The sequence below is a fragment of the Streptomyces phaeolivaceus genome, assembly GCF_009184865.1.
GTDB classification, from domain to species: Bacteria; Actinomycetota; Actinomycetes; order Streptomycetales; family Streptomycetaceae; genus Streptomyces; species Streptomyces phaeolivaceus.
Map to the genome: position 1 here is coordinate 7804472 of NZ_CP045096.1, position 25698 is coordinate 7830169.

At 66.6% G+C, this 25698-nt stretch carries 10 protein-coding genes, 1 tRNA gene, 3 rRNA genes and 2 pseudogenes; 14 read left to right on the forward strand and 2 right to left on the reverse strand.

Features of this window, described 5'->3' with window-relative positions; translation table 11 throughout:
• Positions 1-101 precede the first annotated feature (101 nt).
• Genes F9278_RS35950 through F9278_RS35965 form a run of 4 tightly spaced genes read left to right on the forward strand, consistent with a single transcriptional unit; the run spans position 102 to position 4966 of the window.
• The gene (locus tag F9278_RS35950; RefSeq protein ID WP_152172017.1) at positions 102-2321 is read left to right on the forward strand and encodes a polyribonucleotide nucleotidyltransferase; all 2220 of its coding nucleotides are present in this window, start codon (positions 102-104) and stop codon (positions 2319-2321) included.
• Positions 2318-3697: a M16 family metallopeptidase gene (locus F9278_RS35955; RefSeq protein ID WP_152172018.1), complete on the forward strand. Its 1380-nt coding sequence runs from the start codon at positions 2318-2320 to the stop codon at positions 3695-3697. The genes F9278_RS35950 and F9278_RS35955 overlap by 4 nt, the downstream gene beginning before the upstream one ends.
• 43 nt (positions 3698-3740) lie before the next feature.
• Positions 3741-4493 carry a 4-hydroxy-tetrahydrodipicolinate reductase gene (gene dapB / locus F9278_RS35960; protein ID WP_152172019.1) on the forward strand — a complete coding sequence of 251 codons (753 nt, stop codon included), beginning with the start codon at positions 3741-3743 and terminating at the stop codon, positions 4491-4493.
• Between the two features lie 17 nt (positions 4494-4510).
• Entirely contained in the window at positions 4511-4966 is a 456-nt protein-coding gene (locus F9278_RS35965) for a tetratricopeptide repeat protein (protein ID WP_152172020.1), read from the forward strand.
• Positions 4967-5042: 76 nt separating this feature from the next.
• Here the strand turns inward: F9278_RS35965 and F9278_RS35970 are convergent, their stop codons facing one another.
• Positions 5043-5600, reverse strand: a complete 558-nt coding sequence (locus F9278_RS35970) for a hypothetical protein (protein WP_152172021.1) — start codon at positions 5598-5600, stop codon at positions 5043-5045.
• A gap of 190 nt (positions 5601-5790) precedes the next feature.
• On the opposite strand from F9278_RS35970, the pseudogene F9278_RS35975 reads away from it, so the two are divergent.
• The 9 genes and pseudogenes from F9278_RS35975 to F9278_RS36015 form a co-directional block, all read left to right on the forward strand.
• Positions 5791-6987: pseudogene (locus tag F9278_RS35975) on the forward strand (FAD-dependent thymidylate synthase); the annotation flags it as partial.
• Between the two features lie 3 nt (positions 6988-6990).
• Positions 6991-7440: pseudogene (gene thyX / locus F9278_RS48300) on the forward strand (FAD-dependent thymidylate synthase); the annotation flags it as partial.
• Positions 7441-7651: 211 nt separating this feature from the next.
• Positions 7652-8551, forward strand: a complete 900-nt coding sequence (gene dapA, locus F9278_RS35980) for a 4-hydroxy-tetrahydrodipicolinate synthase (protein ID WP_152172023.1) — start codon at positions 7652-7654, stop codon at positions 8549-8551.
• A 163-nt stretch (positions 8552-8714) separates the two neighbouring features.
• Positions 8715-10400, forward strand: coding sequence for a ribonuclease J (locus F9278_RS35985; protein WP_152172024.1), 1686 nt, complete (start codon positions 8715-8717; stop codon positions 10398-10400).
• 515 nt (positions 10401-10915) lie between these two features.
• Positions 10916-12441, forward strand: a 16S ribosomal RNA gene (locus F9278_RS35995).
• Positions 12442-12745: 304 nt separating this feature from the next.
• Positions 12746-15869 (forward strand): 23S ribosomal RNA (locus tag F9278_RS36000).
• Positions 15870-15957: 88 nt separating this feature from the next.
• A 5S ribosomal RNA gene (gene rrf, locus F9278_RS36005) occupies positions 15958-16074 on the forward strand.
• Together the 16S, 23S and 5S rRNA genes form the textbook arrangement of a ribosomal RNA operon.
• Before the next feature lie 112 nt (positions 16075-16186).
• Positions 16187-16849 carry a DegT/DnrJ/EryC1/StrS family aminotransferase gene (locus F9278_RS36010; protein WP_152174329.1) on the forward strand — a complete coding sequence of 221 codons (663 nt, stop codon included), beginning with the start codon at positions 16187-16189 and terminating at the stop codon, positions 16847-16849.
• A 93-nt stretch (positions 16850-16942) separates the two neighbouring features.
• Positions 16943-17015: transfer RNA gene (locus F9278_RS36015), tRNA-Thr, on the forward strand.
• Positions 17016-17076: 61 nt separating this feature from the next.
• On the opposite strand, the gene F9278_RS36020 is transcribed toward F9278_RS36015, so the two are convergent.
• Positions 17077-19821: a SpoIIE family protein phosphatase gene (locus F9278_RS36020; RefSeq protein WP_152172026.1), complete on the reverse strand. Its 2745-nt coding sequence runs from the start codon at positions 19819-19821 to the stop codon at positions 17077-17079.
• A 455-nt stretch (positions 19822-20276) separates the two neighbouring features.
• Here F9278_RS36020 and F9278_RS36025 point away from each other — a divergent pair, with 455 nt between their 5' ends.
• Positions 20277-25670 (forward strand): HAMP domain-containing protein, encoded by a 5394-nt coding sequence (locus tag F9278_RS36025; protein WP_193241783.1) that lies wholly within the window; start codon positions 20277-20279, stop codon positions 25668-25670.
• The last annotated feature ends 28 nt before the right edge of the window (positions 25671-25698 follow it).

Sequence of the window (25698 nt, forward strand, 5' to 3'; positions counted from 1 at the left end):
GAAGACCGGCCCGCACCAGACGGCGCGCTTCTCCGCCACCGTCCCCCTGCCACACGGGCAGGCCCAGGGACGAAAGACGAAAAGTATCGGAGAATTTGCTAGTGGAGAACGAGACCCACTACGCCGAGGCCGTCATCGACAACGGCTCCTTCGGCACCCGCACCATCCGTTTCGAGACGGGCCGTCTGGCCCGCCAGGCCGCCGGCTCGGCCGTGGCCTACCTGGACGACGACACCATGGTGCTGTCGGCCACCACCGCCTCCAAGAACCCCAAGGACCAGCTCGACTTCTTCCCCCTCACGGTGGACGTCGAGGAGCGGATGTACGCGGCCGGCAAGATCCCCGGCAGCTTCTTCCGCCGTGAGGGCCGTCCCTCCGAGGACGCCATCCTCACCTGCCGGCTGATCGACCGCCCGCTGCGCCCGTCCTTCAAGAAGGGCCTGCGCAACGAGATCCAGGTCGTCGCCACGATCATGGCGCTCAACCCCGACCACCTGTACGACGTCGTCGCGATCAACGCCGCGTCCGCGTCCACCCAGCTGGCCGGTCTGCCCTTCTCCGGCCCGATCGGCGGCGTCCGCGTCGCGCTGATCAACAACCAGTGGGTGGCGTTCCCGACGCACACCGAGCTGGAGGACGCCGTCTTCGACATGGTCGTCGCGGGCCGTGTCCTGGAGGACGGCGACGTCGCGATCATGATGGTCGAGGCCGAGGCCACCGAGAAGACGATCCAGCTGGTCAAGGGCGGTGCCGAGGCGCCGACCGAGGAGGTCGTCGCCGCCGGTCTGGACGCCGCGAAGCCCTTCATCAAGGTGCTCTGCAAGGCCCAGGCCGACCTCGCCTCGAAGGCCGCCAAGCCCACCGGCGAGTTCCCGGTCTTCCTCGACTACCAGGACGACGTCCTGGAGGCGCTCACCGCCGCCGTCAAGGACGAGCTGACCCAGGCGCTCACCATCGCGGGCAAGCAGGAGCGCGAGGCCGAGCTGGACCGCGTCAAGGGCCTGGCCGCCGAGAAGCTGCTCCCGCAGTTCGAGGGCCGGGAGAAGGAGATCAGCGCGGCCTACCGCTCGCTGACCAAGTCCCTGGTCCGTGAGCGCGTCATCAAGGACAAGGTCCGCATCGACGGCCGTGGCGTCACGGACATCCGTACGCTCGCCGCCGAGGTCGAGGCCATCCCGCGCGTGCACGGCTCGGCGCTGTTCGAGCGTGGCGAGACCCAGATCCTGGGCGTCACCACCCTCAACATGCTCCGGATGGAGCAGCAGCTGGACACCCTTTCCCCGGTGACCCGCAAGCGCTACATGCACAACTACAACTTCCCGCCGTACTCCGTCGGCGAGACCGGCCGCGTCGGCTCCCCGAAGCGCCGCGAGATCGGCCACGGCGCGCTCGCCGAGCGCGCGATCGTGCCGGTCCTGCCGACGCGCGAGGAGTTCCCCTACGCGATCCGTCAGGTGTCCGAGGCCCTCGGCTCCAACGGCTCGACGTCCATGGGTTCCGTGTGCGCCAGCACCATGTCGCTCCTTAACGCCGGTGTGCCGCTGAAGGCCCCCGTCGCCGGTATCGCCATGGGCCTGATCTCCCAGGAGATCAACGGCGAGACGCACTACGTCGCCCTCACCGACATCCTCGGTGCGGAGGACGCCTTCGGCGACATGGACTTCAAGGTCGCCGGCACCAAGGAGTTCGTCACCGCCCTCCAGCTCGACACCAAGCTGGACGGCATCCCCGCCTCCGTCCTGGCCGCCGCCCTCAAGCAGGCCCGTGACGCCCGCCTCCACATCCTCGACGTGATGATGGAAGCGATCGACACGCCGGACGAGATGTCCCCGAACGCCCCGCGGATCATCACCGTCAAGATCCCCGTGGACAAGATCGGCGAGGTCATCGGCCCCAAGGGCAAGATGATCAACCAGATCCAGGAGGACACCGGCGCCGAGATCACGATCGAGGACGACGGCACCATCTACATCGGTGCCCAGGTCGGCTCGCAGGCCGAGGCCGCCCGCGCCACGATCAACGGCATCGCCAACCCGACCATGCCGGAGGTCGGCGAGCGCTACCTGGGTACGGTCGTGAAGACCACCACCTTCGGTGCGTTCGTGTCGCTGCTCCCGGGCAAGGACGGTCTGCTGCACATCTCGCAGATCCGCAAGCTCGCCGGCGGCAAGCGCGTGGAGAACGTCGAGGACGTCGTCGGCGTGGGCGCCAAGGTCCAGGTCGAGATCGCCGAGATCGACTCCCGCGGCAAGCTCTCCCTCATCCCCGTGATCGAGGGCGAAGAAGGCTCCGAGGACAAGAAGGACGACGGCGACAAGTGACGTCCCGTAGCTCCAAGGCGACGGCCCGCACCTCCACGGAGGCGCGGGCCGTCGCCCGTACCCAAACCCTGATCAAGGGCCGAGACGGCATCGGTACGGTCCGTAAGACCACCCTCCCGGGCGGCCTGCGTATCGTCACCGAGACCCTGCCGTCCGTGCGCTCCGCCACCTTCGGTATCTGGGCGCACGTCGGCTCCCGCGACGAGACGCCCGCGCTGAACGGCGCCACCCACTACCTGGAGCACCTGCTCTTCAAGGGCACCGCCCGCCGCAGCGCGCTGGACATCTCCTCCGCGATCGACGCGGTCGGCGGTGAGATGAACGCGTTCACGGCGAAGGAGTACACGTGCTACTACGCACGCGTGCTCGACACCGACCTGCCGCTCGCCATCGACACGGTCTGCGACATGCTCACCGGCTCGCTCATCCGCGAGGAGGACGTCGACGTCGAACGCGGCGCCATCCTCGAAGAGATCGCGATGACCGAGGACGACCCGGGCGACTGTGTGCACGACCTCTTCGCGCACACCATGTTCGGCGACACCCCCCTCGGCCGCCCGGTCCTCGGCACGGTCGACACGGTCAACGCCCTCGGCGCCGACCGTATCCGCCGCTTCTACAAGAAGCACTACGACCCCACCCACCTCGTGGTCGCCTGCGCCGGCAACATCGACCACAACAAGGTCGTACGCCTCGTCCGCGCCGCCTTCGAGAGCGCCGGCGCCCTCGACCGCGCCGACGCCGCCCCGATCGCCCCGCGCGACGGCCGCCGCGCCCTGCGTACGGCCGGCCGCGTCGAGCTGATCGGCCGCAGGACCGAGCAGGCCCATGTCGTCCTCGGCATGCCCGGTCTCGCCCGCACCGACGAGCGGCGCTGGGCCCTCGGCGTCCTCAACACCGCGCTCGGCGGCGGCATGTCCTCCCGCCTCTTCCAGGAGGTCCGGGAGAAGCGCGGCCTCGCCTACAGCGTGTATTCGTACACGTCCGGCTTCGCCGACTGCGGCCTCTTCGGCGTCTACGCCGGCTGCCGTCCCTCCCAGGTGCACGACGTGCTCAAGATCTGCCGCGACGAACTCGACCAGGTCGCCGAGCACGGACTGCCCGACGACGAGATCGAGCGCGCCATCGGCCAGCTCCGCGGCTCCACGGTCCTCGGTCTGGAGGACACCGGCGCGATCATGAACCGCATCGGCAAGAGCGAGCTGTGCTGGGGCGAGCAGATGTCCGTCGACGAGATGCTGACCCGTATCGCCATGGTGACCCCGGACGAGATCCGGGCCGTGGCCCGCGAGATCCTGGGACAGCGCCCCTCCCTGTCGGTGATCGGCCCGCTCAAGGACAAACAGGCGTCCCGTCTCCACGAGGCCGTCGCCTGACACTCCACTCGTCGCCCGACAAACCCAGTTAAGGAACCAAGCAATGAGCAAGCTGCGCGTGGCGGTCCTCGGTGCCCAGGGCCGGATCGGCTCCGAGGCCGTGCGGGCCGTCGAGGCCGCCGAGGACATGGAACTGGTCGCCGCCCTGAGCCGGGGCGACAAGCTGGAGACCCTGGCCGAGACCGGCGCCCAGGTCGCCGTCGAACTGACCACTCCCGCCTCGGTCATGGACAACCTCGAATTCTGCGTCCGCCACGGCATCCACGCGGTCGTCGGTACGACGGGCTGGACCGACGAACGCCTCGCGCAGCTGAACGGCTGGCTGGCCGGATCCCCGGAGACCGGTGTGCTCATCGCGCCCAACTTCTCCATCGGGGCCGTCCTGACCATGAGGTTCGCGCAGCTGGCCGCCCCCTACTTCGAGTCGGTGGAGGTCGTCGAACTGCACCACCCGAAGAAGGTCGACGCTCCCAGCGGTACGGCGACCCGCACGGCCCAGCTCATCGCCGAGGCGCGGCGCGCGGCGGGCACGGCCCAGGCACCGGACGCCACGGAGACGGCTCTGGACGGCGCGCGCGGCGTGGAGGTCGAAGGTGTCCCCATCCACTCCATCCGCCTGCGCGGCCTGCTGGCCCACCAGGAGGTCCTGCTCGGCGGCGAGGGCGAGACCCTCACCATCCGCCACGACTCCCTCCACCACAGCAGCTTCATGCCGGGCATCCTGCTCGGCGCCCGCCGCGTGGTGACGGCCCCGGGCCTCACCTTCGGCCTCGAACACTTCCTCGACCTGGGCTGATCGGTCCGGGAGACGTCATGCGCGCGAAGATCACCTACGCCGTCACGGCAGCCGTTCTGGTCGTCTACTTCGTCCTGGTCGGCAGCCGCGGGGTCCTGCTCATAGAGACCGGCACACCGGTCACGATCGCCTTCGGTGTCGCCGTGCTGGTCCTGCCGGGGATCGGCCTCTGGTTCCTGTGGAAGAACACCCAGTTCGTCCGCAGGGCCAACCAGCTCGCCGCCGAACTCGACGCCGAAGGGGGCCTCCCCGTCGACGAGTTGAAGCGCACCCCGAGCGGCCGTATCGACCGGGACTCGGCCGACGAGGTCTTCGCTCGGCGCAAGGAGGAGACCGAGGACGCCCCCGACGACTGGCGCGCCTGGTTCCGGCTCGCCGTCGCCTACCACGACGCCCGCGACACACCCCGGGCCCGCAAGGCGATGCAGCGAGCGATCGCCCTCCACGACGGCAGGCCGACCCCGACCGTCTGACCGCGCTCCCCGCACACGGCCGAGGGGCCGACCGCACCAGCGGACCGGCCCCTCACCCCTATGCTCAGCTGTTCGACTACGCGGCGCGCAGGTACTCCGCCGCCCACGCCTCGATCGTGTCCGCCGCCCGGTCGAAGGCCTCCGTACGCGCCAGGAAGTCGGCGTTGTGCGTGGTCATCAACGGCGTCACATACTCCTGCACCTGGTCCCTGCGGACGAGGAGCAGCGCCTGCCCCTGCACGGACCGCGGCAGCCCGAGCCACCGCACCGGCTGCTGCACGGTACGCACCGACACACTCGGCTCCCAGGAAGCCGTACGCGTACGGAAGAAGCCCACCTGGCGCACGCCCCGCGCGCTCACCCAGATGCCGACCCGCAGCAGCCGCAGCGCGCAGCCGATGACCAGCAGCGCACCGCCGAAGCAGATCGCGCCCGCCTGCGGAGTCTCGGCCATCGCGATGATGACCGCCGCGACCAGCACGTACGAGGCCAGCAGCAGCAGGAGCGCGGCGGCGCCGACCCGCCAGGGGCCGGGCCGGTAGGGGCGCCGCCAGCGGTCACGGTCGTCGAAGGGCAGCGCTTCGTCCACCGCCTGGTCGAAGGCGCGGTCGGCGGTCAGGAAGGGCAGGGGCACGGCTGATCCTCACTCAATCCACGCACAGGTATCGCCGGGTGAGGCTACCTAGCCGGACCCCCGCCCACCACTCCCGGGGGTCCAACAGGGGCACAAGGGGGTGCAACTCGGGCCATCCGGGCCCCTTGTCGGTGCCGGGCCGTAGAGTGGGCGCCGCCCGAGAGCAGCAATGGGAAGGACCCTCCGAGCCGTGACCGACACCCCCGCCGACGATCTCAAGCCCAGCTTCCGCAGCGATGTCTCCGTCGAGTTGGTGAAGCACAGTGCCGCCGACTCGGATGTGCTGTGGGCCGCCCGCGTCTCCACCGCCGGCGAACAGTCCCTGGAGGAGCTGCAGAAGGATCCCGAGCGGTCCAAGGGCCTCATCAACTACCTCATGCGGGACCGGCACGGCAGCCCCTTCGAGCACAACTCGATGACCTTCTTCATCAGCGCCCCGATCTTCGTCTTCCGCGAGTTCATGCGCCACCGGGTGGGCTGGTGCGTCGCGGGTGACACCGAGATCACGTTGGAGAGCGAGGCCGGCCGGCTCCGTCGGCGCACCATCGCCGAGCTGTACGAGCTCTGGCACCTCGGCGTCGAGGACCGGCTTCCGCATTCCGCCGGTGGAGTGACTTGGCACAGCAGGGCCGGCAAGTGGACGGCCCAGGTCCGGCACGGCGAGAAGAACCAGTACCTCGGCCTGTACGAGAACCGCGAGGCGGCCGAGTCGGCCGTGGCGGAATACCGGGAGCTCCACCCCGGCACCCGCCTCCACAAGCTCGAATCGGTCCGCCGCAACCACGTGCGCTGCTACGACGAGGAGACACTGCTGGCCCGGCGGGCCAGGATCGTCGACGTCATCGAGTCCGGGGTGAAGCAGCTCATCAGGATCACCACGGAGTCCGGGAAGACGCTCCGCTCCACGGTCGACCACGCGGTGCTCACCCCCGAGGGCTGGTGCAAGGCCGGGGAACTGGTCGTCGGTGACGCGGTCCTGGCGGAGGGGACCACCCCTCGTCCGTCGGAGGCCCAGGTGCCGCCGAGTCTGCGGCGCGGCATCGGTGTGTGGACCTCCATGCAGCGCGAGCGACTGATCAAGGAGACCGACAGCTGCCACCTCTGCGGCCGGGACTTCCCCCGCGCGGAACTCGCCCTGGACCATGTGGTCCCGGTGGCCGGTGACCTGACCCAGGCCCTCGACGAGCGGAACCTCGCGCCCGCCTGTGAGCCCTGCCACGCGGTCAAGAGCGCCGGTGAGCAGGCCCAGGCCCAGCGCGGAGGCGAGATCGCCAAGGCCGTCGCGGACCGGATCGTCTCCATCGAGCAGGACGGCGAGGAGATGACGTACGACCTCTCCGTCGAAGGCCCTTGGCACAACTTCCTCGCCAACGGGATCGTCGTGCACAACTCGTACAACGAGGAGTCGGGCCGCTATCGGGAACTGCTGCCCCACTTCTACGTCCCCGACGAGTCCCGCAAGCTCGTCCAGGAGGGCCGCCCCGGCAAGTACGTCTTCGTGGAGGGCACGCAGGCCCAGCAGGAGCTGGTCGGGCGGGTCATGGAGGACTCGTACGCGCACGCGTACGAGGCGTACCAGGAGATGCTCGCCGCCGGTGTCGCCCGTGAGGTCGCCCGCGCGGTCCTCCCGGTCGGACTCTTCTCCTCGATGTACGCCACCTGCAACGCCCGCTCGCTGATGCACTTCCTCGGTCTGCGCACCCAGCACGAGCTTGCCAAGGTCCCGTCCTTCCCGCAGCGGGAGATCGAGATGGTGGGCGAACGGATGGAGACGGAGTGGGCGAAGCTGATGCCGCTCACGCATGCCGCGTTCAACGCGAACGGCCGGGTCGCGCCCTAGCCGACCGCTGACTTTCGGCCAGGCACAGATGTACGGGTCAGCCGAGCGAAGTGTCCGTATTGCGGCATTTCGCGAAGTTCATCTAGCCTGATCAAACGGACCCGGCACTGCTTGAACCCCCGAGCAGGCAGTGCCGGGCTCCGCATTTGTCCTGACTTTTACCGCCCCCCGAGGGCAGACCGCGCCCTGAGCAGCGAGTAGCGTGTTACCCATGGCTCCGACCTCGACTCCGCAGACCCCCTTCGGGCGGGTCCTCACCGCCATGGTCACGCCCTTCACGGCGGACGGCGCACTCGACCTCGACGGCGCGCAGCGGCTCGCCACCCATCTGGTGGACGCAGGCAACGACGGCCTGGTCATCAACGGCACCACCGGCGAGTCCCCCACCACCGGTGACGCGGAGAAATCGGACCTGGTACGAGCCGTCCTCGAAGCCGTCGGCGACCGCGCGCACATCATCGCCGGCGTCGGCACGAACGACACCCACCACAGCAAGGAGCTGGCCCGCGCCGCCGAGAAGGTCGGCGCCCACGGTCTCCTCGTCGTCACGCCGTACTACAACAAGCCCCCGCAGGAGGGCCTGTACCGCCACTTCAAGGCGATCGCCGACGCCGCCGACCTGCCGGTGATGCTCTACGACATCCCCGGCCGCAGCGGTGTCCCGATCGACACCGAGACGATCGTCCGGCTCGCCGAGCACCCGCGCATCGTCGCCAACAAGGACGCCAAGGGCGACCTCGGCCGCGCCAGCTGGGCCATCGCCCGCTCCGGCCTCGCCTGGTACTCCGGCGACGACATGCTGAACCTCCCGCTGCTCTCCGTGGGCGCGGTCGGCTTCGTCTCGGTCGTCGGCCATGTCGTCACCCCCGAGCTGCGCGCCCTCGTCGACGCGTACGTCTCCGGTGACGTCCAGAAGGCCACCGAGATCCACCAGAAGCTGCTGCCGGTCTTCACCGGTATGTTCCGCACCCAGGGCGTGATGACCACCAAGGCGGCGCTCGCCCTCCAGGGCCTGCCCGCCGGACCGTTGCGCGCCCCCATGGTGGAGCTTTCGCCCGAGGAGACGGCCCAGCTCAAGATCGATCTTGGTGCGGGCGGGGTACAGCTCTAGCACCGGACTTCGTACGACGCGACAACCCGATGTCACACCCCGAGACTTCACAACTGAATAGGCAGGACGAAAGCGCCTGCGTCCACATCCACAACTGCTTTTGCACGAACGTCATGCGCGCCACGTGCCACGGGTACGTGGCGCGCATGGTGAGGAGAGTCTTTTGAGTCATCCGCATCCTGAACTCGGCCCGCCGCCGCCGCTTCCCCAAGGTGGCCTGCGGGTCACCCCACTGGGCGGCCTCGGCGAGATCGGCCGGAACATGACCGTCTTCGAATACGGCGGCCGGCTGCTGATCGTCGACTGCGGGGTGCTCTTCCCCGAGGAGGAGCAGCCCGGAATCGACCTGATCCTGCCGGACTTCTCGTCCGTCAGGGACCGCCTCGACGACATCGAGGGCATCGTCCTCACGCACGGCCACGAGGACCACATCGGCGCGGTCCCGTATCTGCTGCGCGAGAAGCCCGACATCCCGCTGATCGGCTCCAAGCTGACCCTCGCGCTCATCGAGGCCAAGCTCCAGGAGCACCGCATCCGCCCGTACACCCTTGAGGTGGCCGAGGGGAACCGCGAACGCATCGGCCCCTTCGACTGCGAGTTCGTCGCGGTCAACCACTCCATCCCGGACGCCCTCGCCGTGGCCATCCGCACCCCCGCGGGCATGGTGGTCCACACGGGTGACTTCAAGATGGACCAGCTTCCGCTGGACAACCGCCTCACAGATCTACACGCGTTCGCACGGCTGAGCGAGGAGGGCATCGACCTCCTTCTCTCCGACTCCACGAACGCCGAGGTCCCCGGATTCGTTCCGCCGGAGCGGGACATCTCCAACGTCCTGCGGCAGGTCTTCGCGGGCGCCCGCAAGCGGATCATCGTGGCCAGCTTCGCCAGCCACATCCACCGCATCCAGCAGATCCTCGACGCGGCGCACGAGTACGGCCGCCGGGTCGCCTTCGTGGGCCGCTCGATGGTCCGGAACATGGGCATCGCCAGGGACCTCGGCTATCTCAAGGTCCCGCCGGGCCTGGTCGTGGACGTGAAGACCCTCGACGATCTGCCGGACCACGAGATCGTCCTCGTGTGCACGGGATCGCAGGGCGAGCCGATGGCGGCCCTGTCCCGGATGGCCAACCGGGACCACCAGATCCGCATCGTCCAGGGCGACACGGTGATCCTGGCCTCGTCCCTGATCCCCGGCAACGAGAACGCGGTCTACCGCGTCATCAACGGTCTGACCCGCTGGGGCGCCAACGTCATCCACAAGGGCAACGCCAAGGTCCATGTCTCCGGACACGCCTCGGCCGGCGAACTGCTGTACTTCTACAACATCTGCCGTCCGAAGAACCTGATGCCGGTGCACGGCGAATGGCGCCATCTCCGGGCCAACGCCGAACTGGGCGCCCTGACCGGCGTACCGCACGACCGCATCGTCATCGCCGAGGACGGCGTGGTCGTCGACCTCATCGAGGGCAAGGCCAAGATCTCCGGCAAGGTCCAGGCCGGTTATGTGTACGTCGACGGCCTCTCGGTCGGCGATGTCGGCGAGCCGGCCCTCAAGGACCGGAAGATCCTCGGCGACGAGGGCATCATCTCGGTCTTCGTCGTCGTGGACTCGTCCACGGGCAAGATCACCGCCGGCCCGCACATCCAGGCCCGCGGCTCCGGTATCGAGGACTCCGCCTTCAGCGTGGTCGTCCCCCGGATCACCGAGGTCCTGGAGCGCTCCGCACAGGACGGGGTCGTCGAGCCCCACCAGCTGCAACAGCTCATCCGGCGCACCCTCGGCAAGTGGGTCTCCGACACCTACCGGCGCAGGCCGATGATCCTGCCTGTGGTGGTGGAGGTCTGACCCTCCGTCAGCGCCCGTACCGGAGCGGGGCTCCTCGATTTGCATCGGGGCGCCCCGCTCCAGTACGTTTACGGCTCCGCCCAGGGGGGAACCCGACGCAACTACGCGTCAGGAGCCGCCCGGACCGGGTGGAAATTCCGACTCAGAACCTCTGATAAAGTCGGAATCGCCGGAAAGGGAAACGCGGAAGCGGAAACCTGGAAAGCGCCGAGGAAATCGGACCGGAAAACGATCTGATAGAGTCGGAAACGCAAGACAGCAAGACAGCAGGACCGAAGGGAAACTGCCCGGAGGAAAGCCTGAGTAGCAACTTGGGTGAGTACGAAGGAAGCGTCCGTTCCTTGAGAACTCAACAGCGTGCCAAAAATCAACGCCAGATATGTTGATACCCCGTCTCCAGCTTCTGCTGGGACGAGGTTCCTTTGAAGAAAACACAGCGAGGACGCTGTGAACCATCGGATCATTCCTCCGGTGGTTCCGCTCTCGTGATGTGTGCACCCGGTTACGGGTAATCATTCACGGAGAGTTTGATCCTGGCTCAGGACGAACGCTGGCGGCGTGCTTAACACATGCAAGTCGAACGATGAACCACTTCGGTGGGGATTAGTGGCGAACGGGTGAGTAACACGTGGGCAATCTGCCCTTCACTCTGGGACAAGCCCTGGAAACGGGGTCTAATACCGGATAATACTTTCTGCCTCCTGGCAGGGAGTTAAAAGCTCCGGCGGTGAAGGATGAGCCCGCGGCCTATCAGCTTGTTGGTGAGGTAACGGCTCACCAAGGCGACGACGGGTAGCCGGCCTGAGAGGGCGACCGGCCACACTGGGACTGAGACACGGCCCAGACTCCTACGGGAGGCAGCAGTGGGGAATATTGCACAATGGGCGAAAGCCTGATGCAGCGACGCCGCGTGAGGGATGACGGCCTTCGGGTTGTAAACCTCTTTCAGCAGGGAAGAAGCGAAAGTGACGGTACCTGCAGAAGAAGCGCCGGCTAACTACGTGCCAGCAGCCGCGGTAATACGTAGGGCGCGAGCGTTGTCCGGAATTATTGGGCGTAAAGAGCTCGTAGGCGGTCTGTCGCGTCGGATGTGAAAGCCCGGGGCTTAACCCCGGGTCTGCATTCGATACGGGCAGACTAGAGTGTGGTAGGGGAGATCGGAATTCCTGGTGTAGCGGTGAAATGCGCAGATATCAGGAGGAACACCGGTGGCGAAGGCGGATCTCTGGGCCATTACTGACGCTGAGGAGCGAAAGCGTGGGGAGCGAACAGGATTAGATACCCTGGTAGTCCACGCCGTAAACGGTGGGAACTAGGTGTTGGCGACATTCCACGTCGTCGGTGCCGCAGCTAACGCATTAAGTTCCCCGCCTGGGGAGTACGGCCGCAAGGCTAAAACTCAAAGGAATTGACGGGGGCCCGCACAAGCAGCGGAGCATGTGGCTTAATTCGACGCAACGCGAAGAACCTTACCAAGGCTTGACATACACCGGAAACGGCCAGAGATGGTCGCCCCCTTGTGGTCGGTGTACAGGTGGTGCATGGCTGTCGTCAGCTCGTGTCGTGAGATGTTGGGTTAAGTCCCGCAACGAGCGCAACCCTTGTTCTGTGTTGCCAGCATGCCCTTCGGGGTGATGGGGACTCACAGGAGACTGCCGGGGTCAACTCGGAGGAAGGTGGGGACGACGTCAAGTCATCATGCCCCTTATGTCTTGGGCTGCACACGTGCTACAATGGCAGGTACAATGAGCTGCGAAGCCGTGAGGCGGAGCGAATCTCAAAAAGCCTGTCTCAGTTCGGATTGGGGTCTGCAACTCGACCCCATGAAGTCGGAGTTGCTAGTAATCGCAGATCAGCATTGCTGCGGTGAATACGTTCCCGGGCCTTGTACACACCGCCCGTCACGTCACGAAAGTCGGTAACACCCGAAGCCGGTGGCCCAACCCCTTGTGGGAGGGAGCTGTCGAAGGTGGGACTGGCGATTGGGACGAAGTCGTAACAAGGTAGCCGTACCGGAAGGTGCGGCTGGATCACCTCCTTTCTAAGGAGCACTTCTCACCGATCCCTCCGGGGTGAGGTCAGAGGCCAGTTCATCAGCGAACGTCTGATGCTGGTTGCTCATGGGTGGAACGTTGATTATTCGGCATCGTCAGTCATCTCAGGCTGTGAGTACTGTCCTTCGGGGCGTGGAAAGCTGACCGGAGTGGCGAGGGTGCCGGGCACGCTGTTGGGTGTCTGAGGGAATGAATCCCCTCGACGCCGACCCCAGTGAACTCGTCTGTGAAGGCGGGGTGGTGGGTGGTTGGTCGTTGTTTGAGAACTGCACAGTGGACGCGAGCATCTGTGGCCAAGTTTTTAAGGGCGCACGGTGGATGCCTTGGCACCAGGAACCGATGAAGGACGTGGGAGGCCACGATAGGCCCCGGGGAGTCGTCAACCAGGCTTTGATCCGGGGGTGTCCGAATGGGGAAACCCGGCAGTCGTCATGGGCTGTCACCCTTGCCTGAACACATAGGGCAAGTGGAGGGAACGCGGGGAAGTGAAACATCTCAGTACCCGCAGGAAGAGAAAACAACCGTGATTCCGGGAGTAGTGGCGAGCGAAACCGGATGAGGCCAAACCGTATGCGTGTGAGACCCGGCAGGGGTTGCGTATACGGGGTTGTGGGATCTCTCTTTCACAGTCTGCCGGCTGTGAGGCGAGTCAGAAACCGTTGATGTAGGCGAAGGACATGCGAAAGGTCCGGCGTAGAGGGTAAGACCCCCGTAGCTGAAACATCAGCGGCTCGTTTGAGAGACACCCAAGTAGCACGGGGCCCGAGAAATCCCGTGTGAATCTGGCGGGACCACCCGCTAAGCCTAAATATTCCCTGGTGACCGATAGCGGATAGTACCGTGAGGGAATGGTGAAAAGTACCGCGGGAGCGGAGTGAAATAGTACCTGAAACCGTGTGCCTACAAGCCGTGGGAGCGTCGCGCATCAAGTTTACTTGGTGCGTCGTGACTGCGTGCCTTTTGAAGAATGAGCCTGCGAGTTTGCGGTGTGTTGCGAGGTTAACCCGGGTGGGGTAGCCGTAGCGAAAGCGAGTCCTAATACGGCGTTTGAGTAGCACGCTCAAGACCCGAAGCGGAGTGATCTAGCCATGGGCAGGTTGAAGCGGAGGTAAGACTTCGTGGAGGACCGAACCCACCAGGGTTGAAAACCTGGGGGATGACCTGTGGTTAGGGGTGAAAGGCCAATCAAACTCCGTGATAGCTGGTTCTCCCCGAAATGCATTTAGGTGCAGCGTCGTGTGTTTCTTGCCGGAGGTAGAGCACTGGATAGGCGATGGGCCCTACCGGGTTACTGACCTTAGCCAAACTCCGAATGCCGGTAAGTGAGAGCGCGGCAGTGAGACTGTGGGGGATAAGCTCCATGGTCGAGAGGGAAACAGCCCAGAGCATCGACTAAGGCCCCTAAGCGTACGCTAAGTGGGAAAGGATGTGGAGTCGCAGAGACAACCAGGAGGTTGGCTTAGAAGCAGCCACCCTTGAAAGAGTGCGTAATAGCTCACTGGTCTAGTGATTCCGCGCCGACAATGTAGCGGGGCTCAAGCGTACCGCCGAAGTCGTGTCATTCCAGCAGATACCCCCAACGGGGGCTGGGATGGGTAGGGGAGCGTCGTGTGCCGGGTGAAGCAGCCGCGGAAGCGAGTTGTGGACGGTTCACGAGTGAGAATGCAGGCATGAGTAGCGATACAAACGTGAGAAACGTTTGCGCCGATTGACCAAGGGTTCCTGGGTCAAGCTGATCTGCCCAGGGTAAGTCGGGACCTAAGGCGAGGCCGACAGGCGTAGTCGATGGATAACCGGTTGATATTCCGGTACCCGCTGTGAAGCGTCAAACACTGAACCAGGCGATGCTAAGTCCGTGAAGCCGCCCCGGAGCCTTCGGGCAAAGGGGAGTGGTGGAGCCGACGGACCAGACTTGCAGTAGGTGAGTGATGGGGTGACGCAGGAAGGTAGTCCATCCCGGGCGGTGGTTGTCCCGGGGTAAGGGTGTAGGCCGTGCGACAGGTAAATCCGTCGTACATGGAGGCTGAGACCTGATGCCGAGCCGATTGTGGTGAAGTGGATGATCCTATGCTGTCGAGAAAAGCCTCTAGCGAGTTTTATGGCGGCCCGTACCCTAAACCGACTCAGGTGGTCTGGTAGAGAATACCGAGGCGTTCGGGTGAACTATGGTTAAGGAACTCGGCAAAATGCCCCCGTAACTTCGGGAGAAGGGGGGCCATCACCGGTGATAGCACTTGCTGCTTGAGCTGGGGGTGGCCGCAGAGACCAGCGAGAAGCGACTGTTTACTAAAAACACAGGTCCGTGCGAAGCCGTAAGGCGATGTATACGGACTGACGCCTGCCCGGTGCTGGAACGTTAAGGGGACCGGTTAGTCAGGATTCGTCTTGGCGAAGCTGAGAACTTAAGCGCCAGTAAACGGCGGTGGTAACTATAACCATCCTAAGGTAGCGAAATTCCTTGTCGGGTAAGTTCCGACCTGCACGAATGGCGTAACGACTTCTCGACTGTCTCAACCATAGGCCCGGTGAAATTGCACTACGAGTAAAGATGCTCGTTTCGCGCAGCAGGACGGAAAGACCCCGGGACCTTTACTACAGTTTGATATTGGTGTTCGGTTCGGCTTGTGTAGGATAGCTGGGAGACTGTGAAGCTCGGACGCCAGTTCGGGTGGAGTCGTCGTTGAAATACCAGTCTGGTCGTGCTGGATGTCTAACCCGGGTCCGTGATCCGGATCGGGGACAGTGTCTGATGGGTAGTTTAACTGGGGCGGTTGCCTCCCAAAGGGTAACGGAGGCGCCCAAAGGTTCCCTCAGCCTGGTTGGCAATCAGGTGGTGAGTGTAAGTGCACAAGGGAGCTTGACTGTGAGACCGACGGGTCGAGCAGGGACGAAAGTCGGGACTAGTGATCCGGCGGTGGCTTGTGGAAGCGCCGTCGCTCAACGGATAAAAGGTACCCCGGGGATAACAGGCTGATCTTCCCCAAGAGTCCATATCGACGGGATGGTTTGGCACCTCGATGTCGGCTCGTCGCATCCTGGGGCTGGAGTCGGTCCCAAGGGTTGGGCTGTTCGCCCATTAAAGCGGTACGCGAGCTGGGTTTAGAACGTCGTGAGACAGTTCGGTCCCTATCCGCTGCGCGCGCAGGAATATTGAGAAGGGCTGTCCCTAGTACGAGAGGACCGGGACGGACGAACCTCTGGTGTGCCAGTTGTTCTGCCAAGGGCATGGCTGGTTGGCTACGTTCGGGAGGGATAACCGCTGAAAGCATCTAAGCGGGAAGCCTGCTTCGAGATGAGTATTCCCACCCACTTGATGGGGTAAGGCTCCCAGTAGACGACTGGGTTGATAGGCCAGATATGGAAGCCTGGTAACGGGTGGAGTTGACTGGTACTAATAGGCCGAGGGCTTGTCCTCAGTTGCTCGCGTCCACTGTGTTGGTTCTGAAACCACGAACAACCCCGCCCAGGGCCACTGGGTGGTGCGGTTGAGTGTTTCATAGTGTTTCGGTGGTCATAGCGTGAGGGAAACGCCCGGTTACATTCCGAACCCGGAAGCTAAGCCTTACAGCGCCGATGGTACTGCAGGGGGGACCCTGTGGGAGAGTAGGACGCCGCCGAACAAATATTGAGAGCTGGTCCCCGAATTTCGGTTCGGGGGCCAGCTCTTTTTTGTTTGTCTTTACTTGGAGTTCACGTTGCGCGACCAGGATCCGCGCCATGGGTACCGTTGGAATGCTCAGGGCCGCAGGTGTCGGCGTCGGTGACGAGGTGGTCGTGCCGGCGTTCGGGAACCCGGAGGTCGCACAGGCGGTGAGCCTGGCAGGGGCTGTGCCGGTGTTCGCCGACATAGACCCGGTGACGTACTGCCTGGACACCGCAGCAGTCGAGGCCGCAGTGACGTCCAGGACGGTGGCCGCGGTCGTCGTCCACCGCTTCGGCCGCTCCGCCGACATCGCGGCGCTGCGTCAAGTCGGGCAACGGCATGGGCTGTTGGTGCTGGAGCAGGGCGAGTCGGAGACGCCGTACAGCGAGTTGGGGGAGCGCCGGCGACGGGCCGCGTATCTCAGCGCGAAGCTGAAGGGCGTACGGACTCCCGAAGGCGGCGACGGGCACACCTATCAGCAGTACGTCGTGCGGGTGCCCGGGAACGGGCGGCCCGACCGGGACGCCTTCGCTCGGGCCGTACGGGCCAAGGGCGTTCAGTGCAGTGTGCCGGTGAAGACGCCCGTGCACCGGATGCCCGGGTTCCGGCGTGATGTGTGTCTGCCCGAGACCGAGCGGGCCGCCGACGAGACACTGGCGCTGCCCATCGCCGGTGAGATGTCACGGCGCGAACTGCACCGGCTGGTGTCCGCCTGCAACGCGCTCGGTGGACTGCTGCAGCCTGCCTTCTAGTTCTTCCGACGGGCGCCGGGTGGTTCGAAGCAGCCGCCGGATCGGGGTATGATCTATCTCGTTGCCGCGAGGGAAACCTCGAACAGGTGACAGGCCCCTATAGCTCAGTCGGTAGAGCGTCTCCATGGTAAGGAGAAGGTCAACGGTTCGATTCCGTTTGGGGGCTCAGACAAAAGGCCCCGCCCACTTGGGCGGGGCCTTTCTCATGCCCGCTGAGTCCTGCCGGATCAGTCCTGCTGGAGGCCCGGGACGCGCATCGCCAGGATGGCCATGTCGTCCGAGGGGGCGTCGGAGGCGAAGCGTTCGACCGCGCGCATGACACGGGCCGCTACCGCGCCCGCCGTGAGGCCCGTACAGGTGGTCAGGACCTCGGTGAGGCCGTCGTCGCCCAACATGCGGGTGCCTTCGCGGCGTTCGGTGACGCCGTCCGTGACACAGAGGAGGACGTCGCCGGGGTCGAGGGTGACGGTCTGCTCGTACAGTTCCAGGTCCTCCATGACGCCGAGGAGCGCCTGTGGTTCGGCGGCCGGTTCGACCGTGCCGTCCTGGCGCAGACGCAGGGGGAGCGGGTGGCCGGCGCAGACGACCTTCAGTACGGCGCTGCCGTCCTCCTGGGGCCACAACTCGCCGTACAGGAGCGTCAGGAAGCGGCTGCGGGCGCCCTCGTCGATGATCGCGGAGTTGAGGCGCTCCAGGACCGCCGGGCCGGCGTAGCCCTCGCGGGCCAGCAGGCGCAGGGCGTGGCGGGCCAGGCCGGTGACCGCGGCGGCCTCCGGGCCGGTGCCGCAGACGTCGCCGATGGCGAAGCCGTACGCGCCGTCGCGGATGGGGAACAGGTCGTAGAAGTCGCCGCCGACCTCGTTGCCCTCGCCGGCCGCGCGGTAGATGACCTCGACCTCGACGCCGTCGATCTGGGGCAGCTCGGGCGGGAGGAGGCTGCGCTGGAGGGACTGGCTGATGGCCACGCGCTCCGAGTACAGACGGGCGTTGTCCAGGGCCAGCGCGGCCCGGCGGGAGAGGTCCTCCGCCAGCTCCAGGATCTCCTGGCGGAAGTGCTCGTCCGTGGGCTTGCCGAGGGTCAGCATGCCGATGACGCGGTTGCGGGCCACGAGAGGGAGGACGACGGTCTCGCCGCCCACCGCCGAGGCCGTCGCCAGCGTCGTACCGATGCCCGAACTGACCGTGGCGGGCTCGCCGAGGCCCAGGCTGCGCATGGAGGTGCGCAGGGCCGCCTGGTGGGCCGCCTCGGCGGGGGCCGTCCAGACGCGGGCGCCCGGGGTGGGAATGGGCTCCGGCGGGCGGATCCTGGACAGGAGGGCCTTGAGGCCGTCGATGAGGTCCTCGTCCTCGTGCAGGACGTACGAGAGATACGGGTCCGAGGCCTGGTCGGCGATCGTGTAGACCGCGCACCAGGTGGCGAGCGTCGGGATCGTCATCTGGGCCATGAGGGCGAGGGTCTGGTCGCGGTCCAGGGTGCCCGCGAGGAGGTCGGACGCCTCGACCAGGAAGCTCAGCGAGCCGCGGCGCAGGCGCTCCAGCTCGCCCAGGCGGGCCGACTCGACGGCCAGGGCGATGCGGTCGGCGGCGAACTGGAGGCGCAGGGCCTCCTCGTTGGAGTACCGGCCGTGCGCCTCGGCGGCGACCCCCAGGGAGCCCGTGAGGCGGCCCTCGACCTTGAGGGGCACCGTGACGACCGAGCGCATGCCCGTGCCGTTGAGGAGGGGGACGGCGCCGGGGACGGCCGTGAGATCGTCGTGGACGGCCGGCATACGGGCGGAGCTGTAGCGGCCGGGGCCGGCCTCCACCGGGACGCGGGCGAAGCGCTGGCGGGCCGACGGGAGGCCCGTGGAGGCCCGTACCTCCAGCTCGGTCTCGTCGTCGGTGGCCAGGAGCAGGAAGGCGGAGTCGCCGTCGAGCATGTCGCGGGCGCGCTCGACCGTGCGCTGGAGGAGGCCGTCGAGGTCGTCCGGGGCCGGTGAGCCGATGAAGACCTCGAAGGGGTCCGTGGCCTGGCCGTCGCCGGAGCCGGCGGTGTCGCCGGACGGCATGCGGATCGGGGTCTGCAGAACGGCGCGCTCGTGGTCCCGTACGAGCAGGCAGACCGTGGAGGGGTCGCCGTCGGCGTCGCGGACCCGGAGGTGGGAGGCGTAGACCGGTGTCACACGGCCGTTGGCGCCGCGGATGCCGTAGCTGCCCTCCCAGCGGGAGAGTTGGAGGGCCTCGGCGACGCCGGTGCTGGTGCCGGGGGTGTGCGGCCAGGCGGCGAGATCGGTGAGGGGTTTGCCGATGACGTGGTCGGGGGCGTAGCCGAAGAGTTCCTCGGCGTCCTCGTTCCAGGCGCCGATCGCGCCCGCGCGGTCGATCTGGACGACGGCGACGCGGACCCGGCCGTCGGCGAGCGGCAGCAGGTCGGCGGGGAGCGACGGGCCGGCCGAGCGGGTGCCCACCGGGCGGTCCGGGAGATCGAGTTGGAACCAGACCTGCTTGTGCGTGGACGTGTATTCGACGCCCCAGCGGGTGGCCATCGCCGCGCACAGCTGGAGGCCGCGCCCGCCCTCGCGGTCCGGGCTGCCCATGTTGATGTGGCTGCCCTGGAGGGGGATCTCACGTTCGGGGTATCTGTCGGCGACCTCGATGCGGACGCCGTCGTCGGCCCGCAGACAGAGGACGTCGGCGGAGGTGCCCGCGTGGACGACCGCGTTGGTGACGAGTTCGCTGGTGAGGACCACCGCGTCGTCGACGATGTCGGCGAAGCCCCAGCCCTGGAGGGTGTCGCGGACGAACGAGCGGGCGGTCGCGACGGATCGTGAGACGGCAGCGAAGCTGGCGGCCGCGCGCGCGGTGGTCACAGAACTCCTTGTCCGGTTCTCGACGTGCGGGGGTGCGTGGACGGCCTCCTGCCGTGGCAGAGGCTGGTGCTCCGTCGGCCTGGGGTCCTGGGGGGTCTCCCCGGGATGCAGTCCGGTGGTCATGGTGAGGCCGCCCCTCCGATGCCTGCCCGCTCGTGCTCGTGCGCCACCGCCCAGGCCGGACGGGACCGGCATGGCTGGACAGCCGCATGCAAGGTTACTTACCTTCGCCGTCCATGCGGATGCCGGTCGTCTGTGTTTCCGTCCGGAGGTGTGCGGACCGTGTGCGAAGCTGCCGAACTGTTATGGCCTGGTTCAGCCATGGTGAAACACTGGGCAGGCTTCCAGGAGAAGGTCGGGCGAGTCCGAGTACGAAGCAGTACGAGTGGTACGAGCAGTGTGAGCAGTACGAAGCGTTCGAATACGGCGAAGTACGTCTAGCAGGAACGGTCGACCCTTGCGGGAGGGACACAGTGGAGTCTGGCGCAGCGACGCGAGGCACTAAGGCGCGCGCGAAAGGCGGACAGTCCCTGAGTGAACAGCGTAAATCGCGCAAACCACGCAATGGGACCACCACCGTGGACACGGCTGCCCTGGACCGGCTGCTGGTGGCGCTGGAGTCGATGCGGGACGGCAACTTCCGCAAGCGGCTGACCGTCTCGGGCGACGGCGTGATGGCGGAGATCGCCGCCGTGTACAACGAGGTGGCGGACCGGAATCTGCATCTGACCGGCGAGTTGTCGCGGGTGCGGCGCGTGGTGGGGCGTGAGGGCAAGCTCACCGAGCGGCTGGAGACCGGGGCCACCGAGGGCTCCTGGGCCGCCGCGATCGACGCCTCGAACGCGCTGGTCGACGATCTCGTACGGCCGGTCTCCGAGGTCAGCCGGGTGCTGTCGGCCGTCGCGGACGGTGATCTGTCGCCGCGTATGGAGCTGCGGACGCAGGCGCCGGACGGGTCCGGGCATCCGCTGCGCGGGGAGTTCCTGAAGGTCGGGCGTACGGTCAACAACCTGGTCGACCAGCTGTCGACGTTCACCGACGAGGTCACCCGGGTGGCCAGCGAGGTGGGCACCGAGGGCAAGCTGGGCGGACAGGCCAAGGTGCGCGGCATGTCGGGTTCGTGGAAGGACCTGACGGAGTCCGTCAACACGATGGCGTACCGGCTCACCGCGCAGGTGAGGGACATCGCGCTGGTGACGACCGCGGTCGCCAAGGGCGATCTGTCCCGCAAGGTCACCGTCGACGTGGCCGGCGAGATGCTGGAGCTGAAGGTCACCGTCAACACGATGGTGGACCAGCTCTCCGCGTTCTCCTCCGAGGTGACCCGCGTCGCCCGGGAGGTCGGCACCGAGGGGCAGCTCGGTGGTCAGGCCGAGGTGCCGGGTGTGGCCGGTGTGTGGAAGGAACTCACCGATTCGGTGAACCTGATGGCGGGCAACCTCACCGCGCAGGTGCGGGGGATCGCCCAGGTCACCACCGCGGTCGCCAACGGTGATCTGTCGCAGAAGGTGACCGTGCCCGCACGGGGTGAGGTCGCCAAGCTCGCCGAGACCATCAACCAGATGACCGAGACGCTGCGGATCTTCGCGGACGAGGTCACGCGGGTGGCCAACGAGGTCGGGGCCGAGGGACGGCTGGGCGGTCAGGCACAGGTGCCGGGCGCGGCGGGAACGTGGAAGGACCTGACGGACTCCGTCAACACGGTGTTCCGGAACCTCACGATCCAGGTGCGGGACATCGCGGCGGTGACGACGGCCGTGGCCAACGGTGACCTCTCGCAGAAGGTCACCGTGGACGTGGCCGGCGAGATGCTCGAACTGAAGAACACCGTCAACGGCATGGTGGACCAGCTCTCGTACTTCGGTGCCGAGGTCACGCGGGTGGCCAACGAGGTCGGGGCCGAGGGACGGCTGGGCGGTCAGGCACAGGTGCCCGGCGCGGCGGGAACGTGGAAGGACCTGACGGACTCCGTCAACACCGCGTTCCGGAATCTCACCGGACAGGTGAGGAACATCGCGGCGGTGACGACGGCCGTGGCCAACGGTGACCTCTCGCAGAAGGTCACCGTCGATGTCGCGGGCGAGATGCTCGAACTGAAGAACACCGTGAACACGATGGTGGACCAGCTGTCGTCGTTCGCCGACCAGGTGACGCGGATGGCCCGGGACGTGGGCACCGAGGGTCGTCTCGGCGGTCAGGCCCGCGTGGACGGTGTGTCCGGCACCTGGAAGGAACTCACCGACTCCGTCAACTCGATGGCCGGCAACCTCACCTCGCAGGTGCGCAACATCGCGCAGGTGACGACGGCGGTGGCGCGGGGCGACCTCTCCCAGAAGATCGACGTCGACGCGCGCGGCGAGATCCTGGAGCTGAAGAACACCATCAACACGATGGTCGACCAGCTCTCCTCCTTCGCCGACCAGGTGACCCGGGTCGCCCGGGACGTGGGCACGGAGGGCCGCCTCGGCGGTCAGGCGCAGGTGCCGGGTGTCGCCGGTGTGTGGCGCGACCTCACCGAGTCCGTGAACGGCATGGCGGGCAACCTGACCGGCCAGGTGCGGAACATCGCGCAGGTCGCCACGGCGGTGGCCCGCGGCGACCTCTCCCAGAAGATCACCGTGGACGCGCGCGGGGAGATCCTGGAGCTGAAGAACACGCTGAACACGATGGTGGACCAGCTGTCGTCGTTCGCGGAGGAGGTCACCCGGGTCGCCCGGGAGGTGGGTACGGAGGGCCAACTCGGCGGTCAGGCCGAGGTGCAGGGCGTCTCCGGCACCTGGAAGGACCTCACGCAGTCGGTGAACTTCATGGCGAACAACCTGACCATCCAGGTGCGTCAGATCGCCGAGGTCACGACCGCCGTCGCCAAGGGCGACCTGTCGAAGAAGATCACCGTCGACGCGAAGGGCGAGATCCTCGAACTCGTCACCACCGTCAACACGATGGTGGACCAGCTGTCGTCGTTCGCCGAGCAGGTGACCCGGGTGGCCCGTGAGGTGGGCACCGAGGGCATCCTCGGCGGTCAGGCGCACGTGCCGGGCATCACCGGCATCTGGAAGGACCTCAGCGGCAATGTGAACCTGATGGCCAAGAACCTGACCATGCAGGTGCGGAACATCTCCCAGGTCGCGGCGGCCGTCGCCAACGGCGACCTGACCCGTACGGTGACGATCGAGGCGGCCGGTGAGGTCGCGGAGCTGGCCGACACCTTCAACAGCATGGTGAAGACGCTGAGTTCGTTCGCCGACCAGGTCACCAAGGTGGCCCGTGAGGTGGGCACGGACGGCATCCTGGGCGGCCAGGCGCACGTACCGGGTGTGGCGGGTACGTGGAAGGACCTCACCGAGTCGGTGAACTCGATGGCGTCCAACCTCACCGGGCAGGTCCGCAACATCGCGATGGTCACGACCGCCATCGCCAAGGGCGATCTCACCAAGAAGATCGACATCGACGCGCGCGGCGAGATCCTGGAGCTGAAGACCACCATCAACACGATGGTCGACCAGCTGTCGTCCTTCGCCGAGGAGGTCACCCGGGTGGCCCGCGAGGTGGGCACCGAGGGGCAGCTGGGCGGCCTCGCGCGCGTGCGGGACGTCGACGGCACCTGGCGGGACCTCACCGAGTCGGTGAACGAGATGGCCGGGAACCTGACCCGGCAGGTCCGCGCCATCGCGCGCGTGGCCACCGCGGTGACCCGGGGCGACTTGAACCTCAAGATCGACGTCGACGCGTCCGGCGAGATCAAGGAGCTGCAGGACTACATCAACAAGATGATCGCCAATTTGCGCGACACCACGATCGCCAACCAGGAGCAGGACTGGCTCAAGGGCAACCTCGCCCGGATCTCCGCCCTGATGCAGGGCCGCCGGGACCTCGACGACGTGGCCTCGCTGATCATGAGCGAGCTGACGCCGGTGGTGTCCGCGCAGCACGGCGCGTTCTTCCTCGCGCTGCCGTTCCTCGACGGCAAGGACCTGGCGCCGGACAACGACAACCAGTACGAGCTGCGCATGCTCGGTTCGTACGGCTACTCGATGGGCTCCATGCCGACGTCGTTCCGGCCCGGTGAGGCGCTGGTCGGGACGGCGGCGAAGGAGAAGCGCACGATCCTGGTGGAGAACGCGCCGAGCGGCTATCTGAAGATCTCCTCCGGGCTCGGGGAGGCGCCCCCGGCTCAGGTCATCGTGTTGCCGGTGCTCTTCGAGGGGACCGTGCTCGGGGTGATCGAGCTGGCGTCGTTCACGCCGTTCACGCAGATCCAGAAGGACTTCCTGAACCAGATCGCGGAGATGATCGCGACGAGCGTGAACACCATCTCCGTCAACACCAAGACCGAGGTGCTGCTGAAGCAGTCGCAGGAGCTGACCGAGCAACTGCGGGATCGGTCCGACGAGTTGGAGAACCGGCAGAAGGCCCTCCAGGCGTCCAACGCCGAACTGGAGGAGAAGGCCGAGCTGCTGGCCCGGCAGAACCGCGACATCGAGGTCAAGAACACCGAGATCGAGGAGGCGCGGCAGGTCCTGGAGGAGCGCGCCGAGCAACTCGCGGTCTCCATGCGCTACAAGAGCGAGTTCCTGGCGAACATGTCGCACGAGCTGCGCACCCCGCTCAACTCGCTGCTGATCCTCGCCAAGCTGCTCGCGGACAACGCCGAGTCGAATCTGACGCCCAAGCAGGTCGAGTTCGCCGAGACGATCCACGGGGCGGGCTCGGACCTGCTCCAGCTGATCAACGACATCCTGGACCTGTCGAAGGTCGAGGCGGGCAAGATGGACGTCTCTCCGACCCGTATCGCCCTCGTCCAGCTCGTCGACTACGTGGAGGCCACCTTCCGTCCGCTGACCGCGGAGAAGGGCCTCGACTTCTCCGTACGGGTCTCGCCGGAGCTGCCCGCCACGTTGCACACGGACGAGCAGCGGCTGTTGCAGGTGCTGCGGAACCTGCTGTCCAACGCGGTGAAGTTCACCGATTCCGGGGCCGTGGAGCTGGTGATCCGGCCGGCGGGCGCGGATGTGCCGGTGGCCATCAGGGAGCAGCTGCTCGAAGCGGGCTCGCTGCGGGACGCGGACGCCGACATGATCGCGTTCTCGGTGACGGACACGGGCATCGGGATCGCGGCCAGCAAGATGCGGGTCATCTTCGAGGCGTTCAAGCAGGCGGACGGCACCACGAGCCGCAAATACGGCGGTACGGGGCTGGGGTTGTCCATCTCGCGGGAGATCGCCCGGCTGCTGGGCGGCGAGATCCACGCGCAGAGCGAGCCCGGACGTGGCTCCACCTTCACCCTGTATTTGCCGCTGCACCCGAGCGAACTGCCCCCGCAGGGCTATGCGCACAGCGCGTCGGCCGCGCTGGAGGCGGGGGAGCTGCTGGCCTCCGAGGACGAACTGGCCGAGCGCACCGAGACACCGGCCGAGGTGAAGTCGTACCGGGAGACGCAGAACGGGGCCGCCGCGCTCTTCAGGCGGCGCCGCAGGTCCGTACCGGCCACCCCTCCGTCCACGCTGCACCGGCAGGGCAACGGGCAGGCGCAGGAGCACTGGGCGCGGCAGGCCGCGCAGGAGGCGGCGGCACAGCCGCGCCGGACGGTCCGCTTCGACGGGGAGAAGGTGCTCATCGTCGACGACGACATCCGTAACGTCTTCGCGCTCACCAGCGTCCTGGAGCAGCACGGGCTGTCCGTGCTGTACGCCGAGAACGGCCGTGAGGGCATCGAGGTCCTGGAGCAGCACGACGATGTGACGGTCGTTCTGATGGACATCATGATGCCCGAGATGGACGGTTACGCGACGACCATGGCGATCCGTCGGATGCCGCAGTTCGCCGGGCTGCCGATCATCGCGCTGACGGCCAAGGCGATGAAGGGCGACCGGGAGAAGGCGATCGACTCGGGAGCCTCCGACTATGTGACGAAGCCGGTCGATCCCGATCATCTGTTGTCGGTCATGGAGCAGTGGATGCGGAGTGAGTGACAGGGAGTGCCGCCGGTGGTCGCAACGC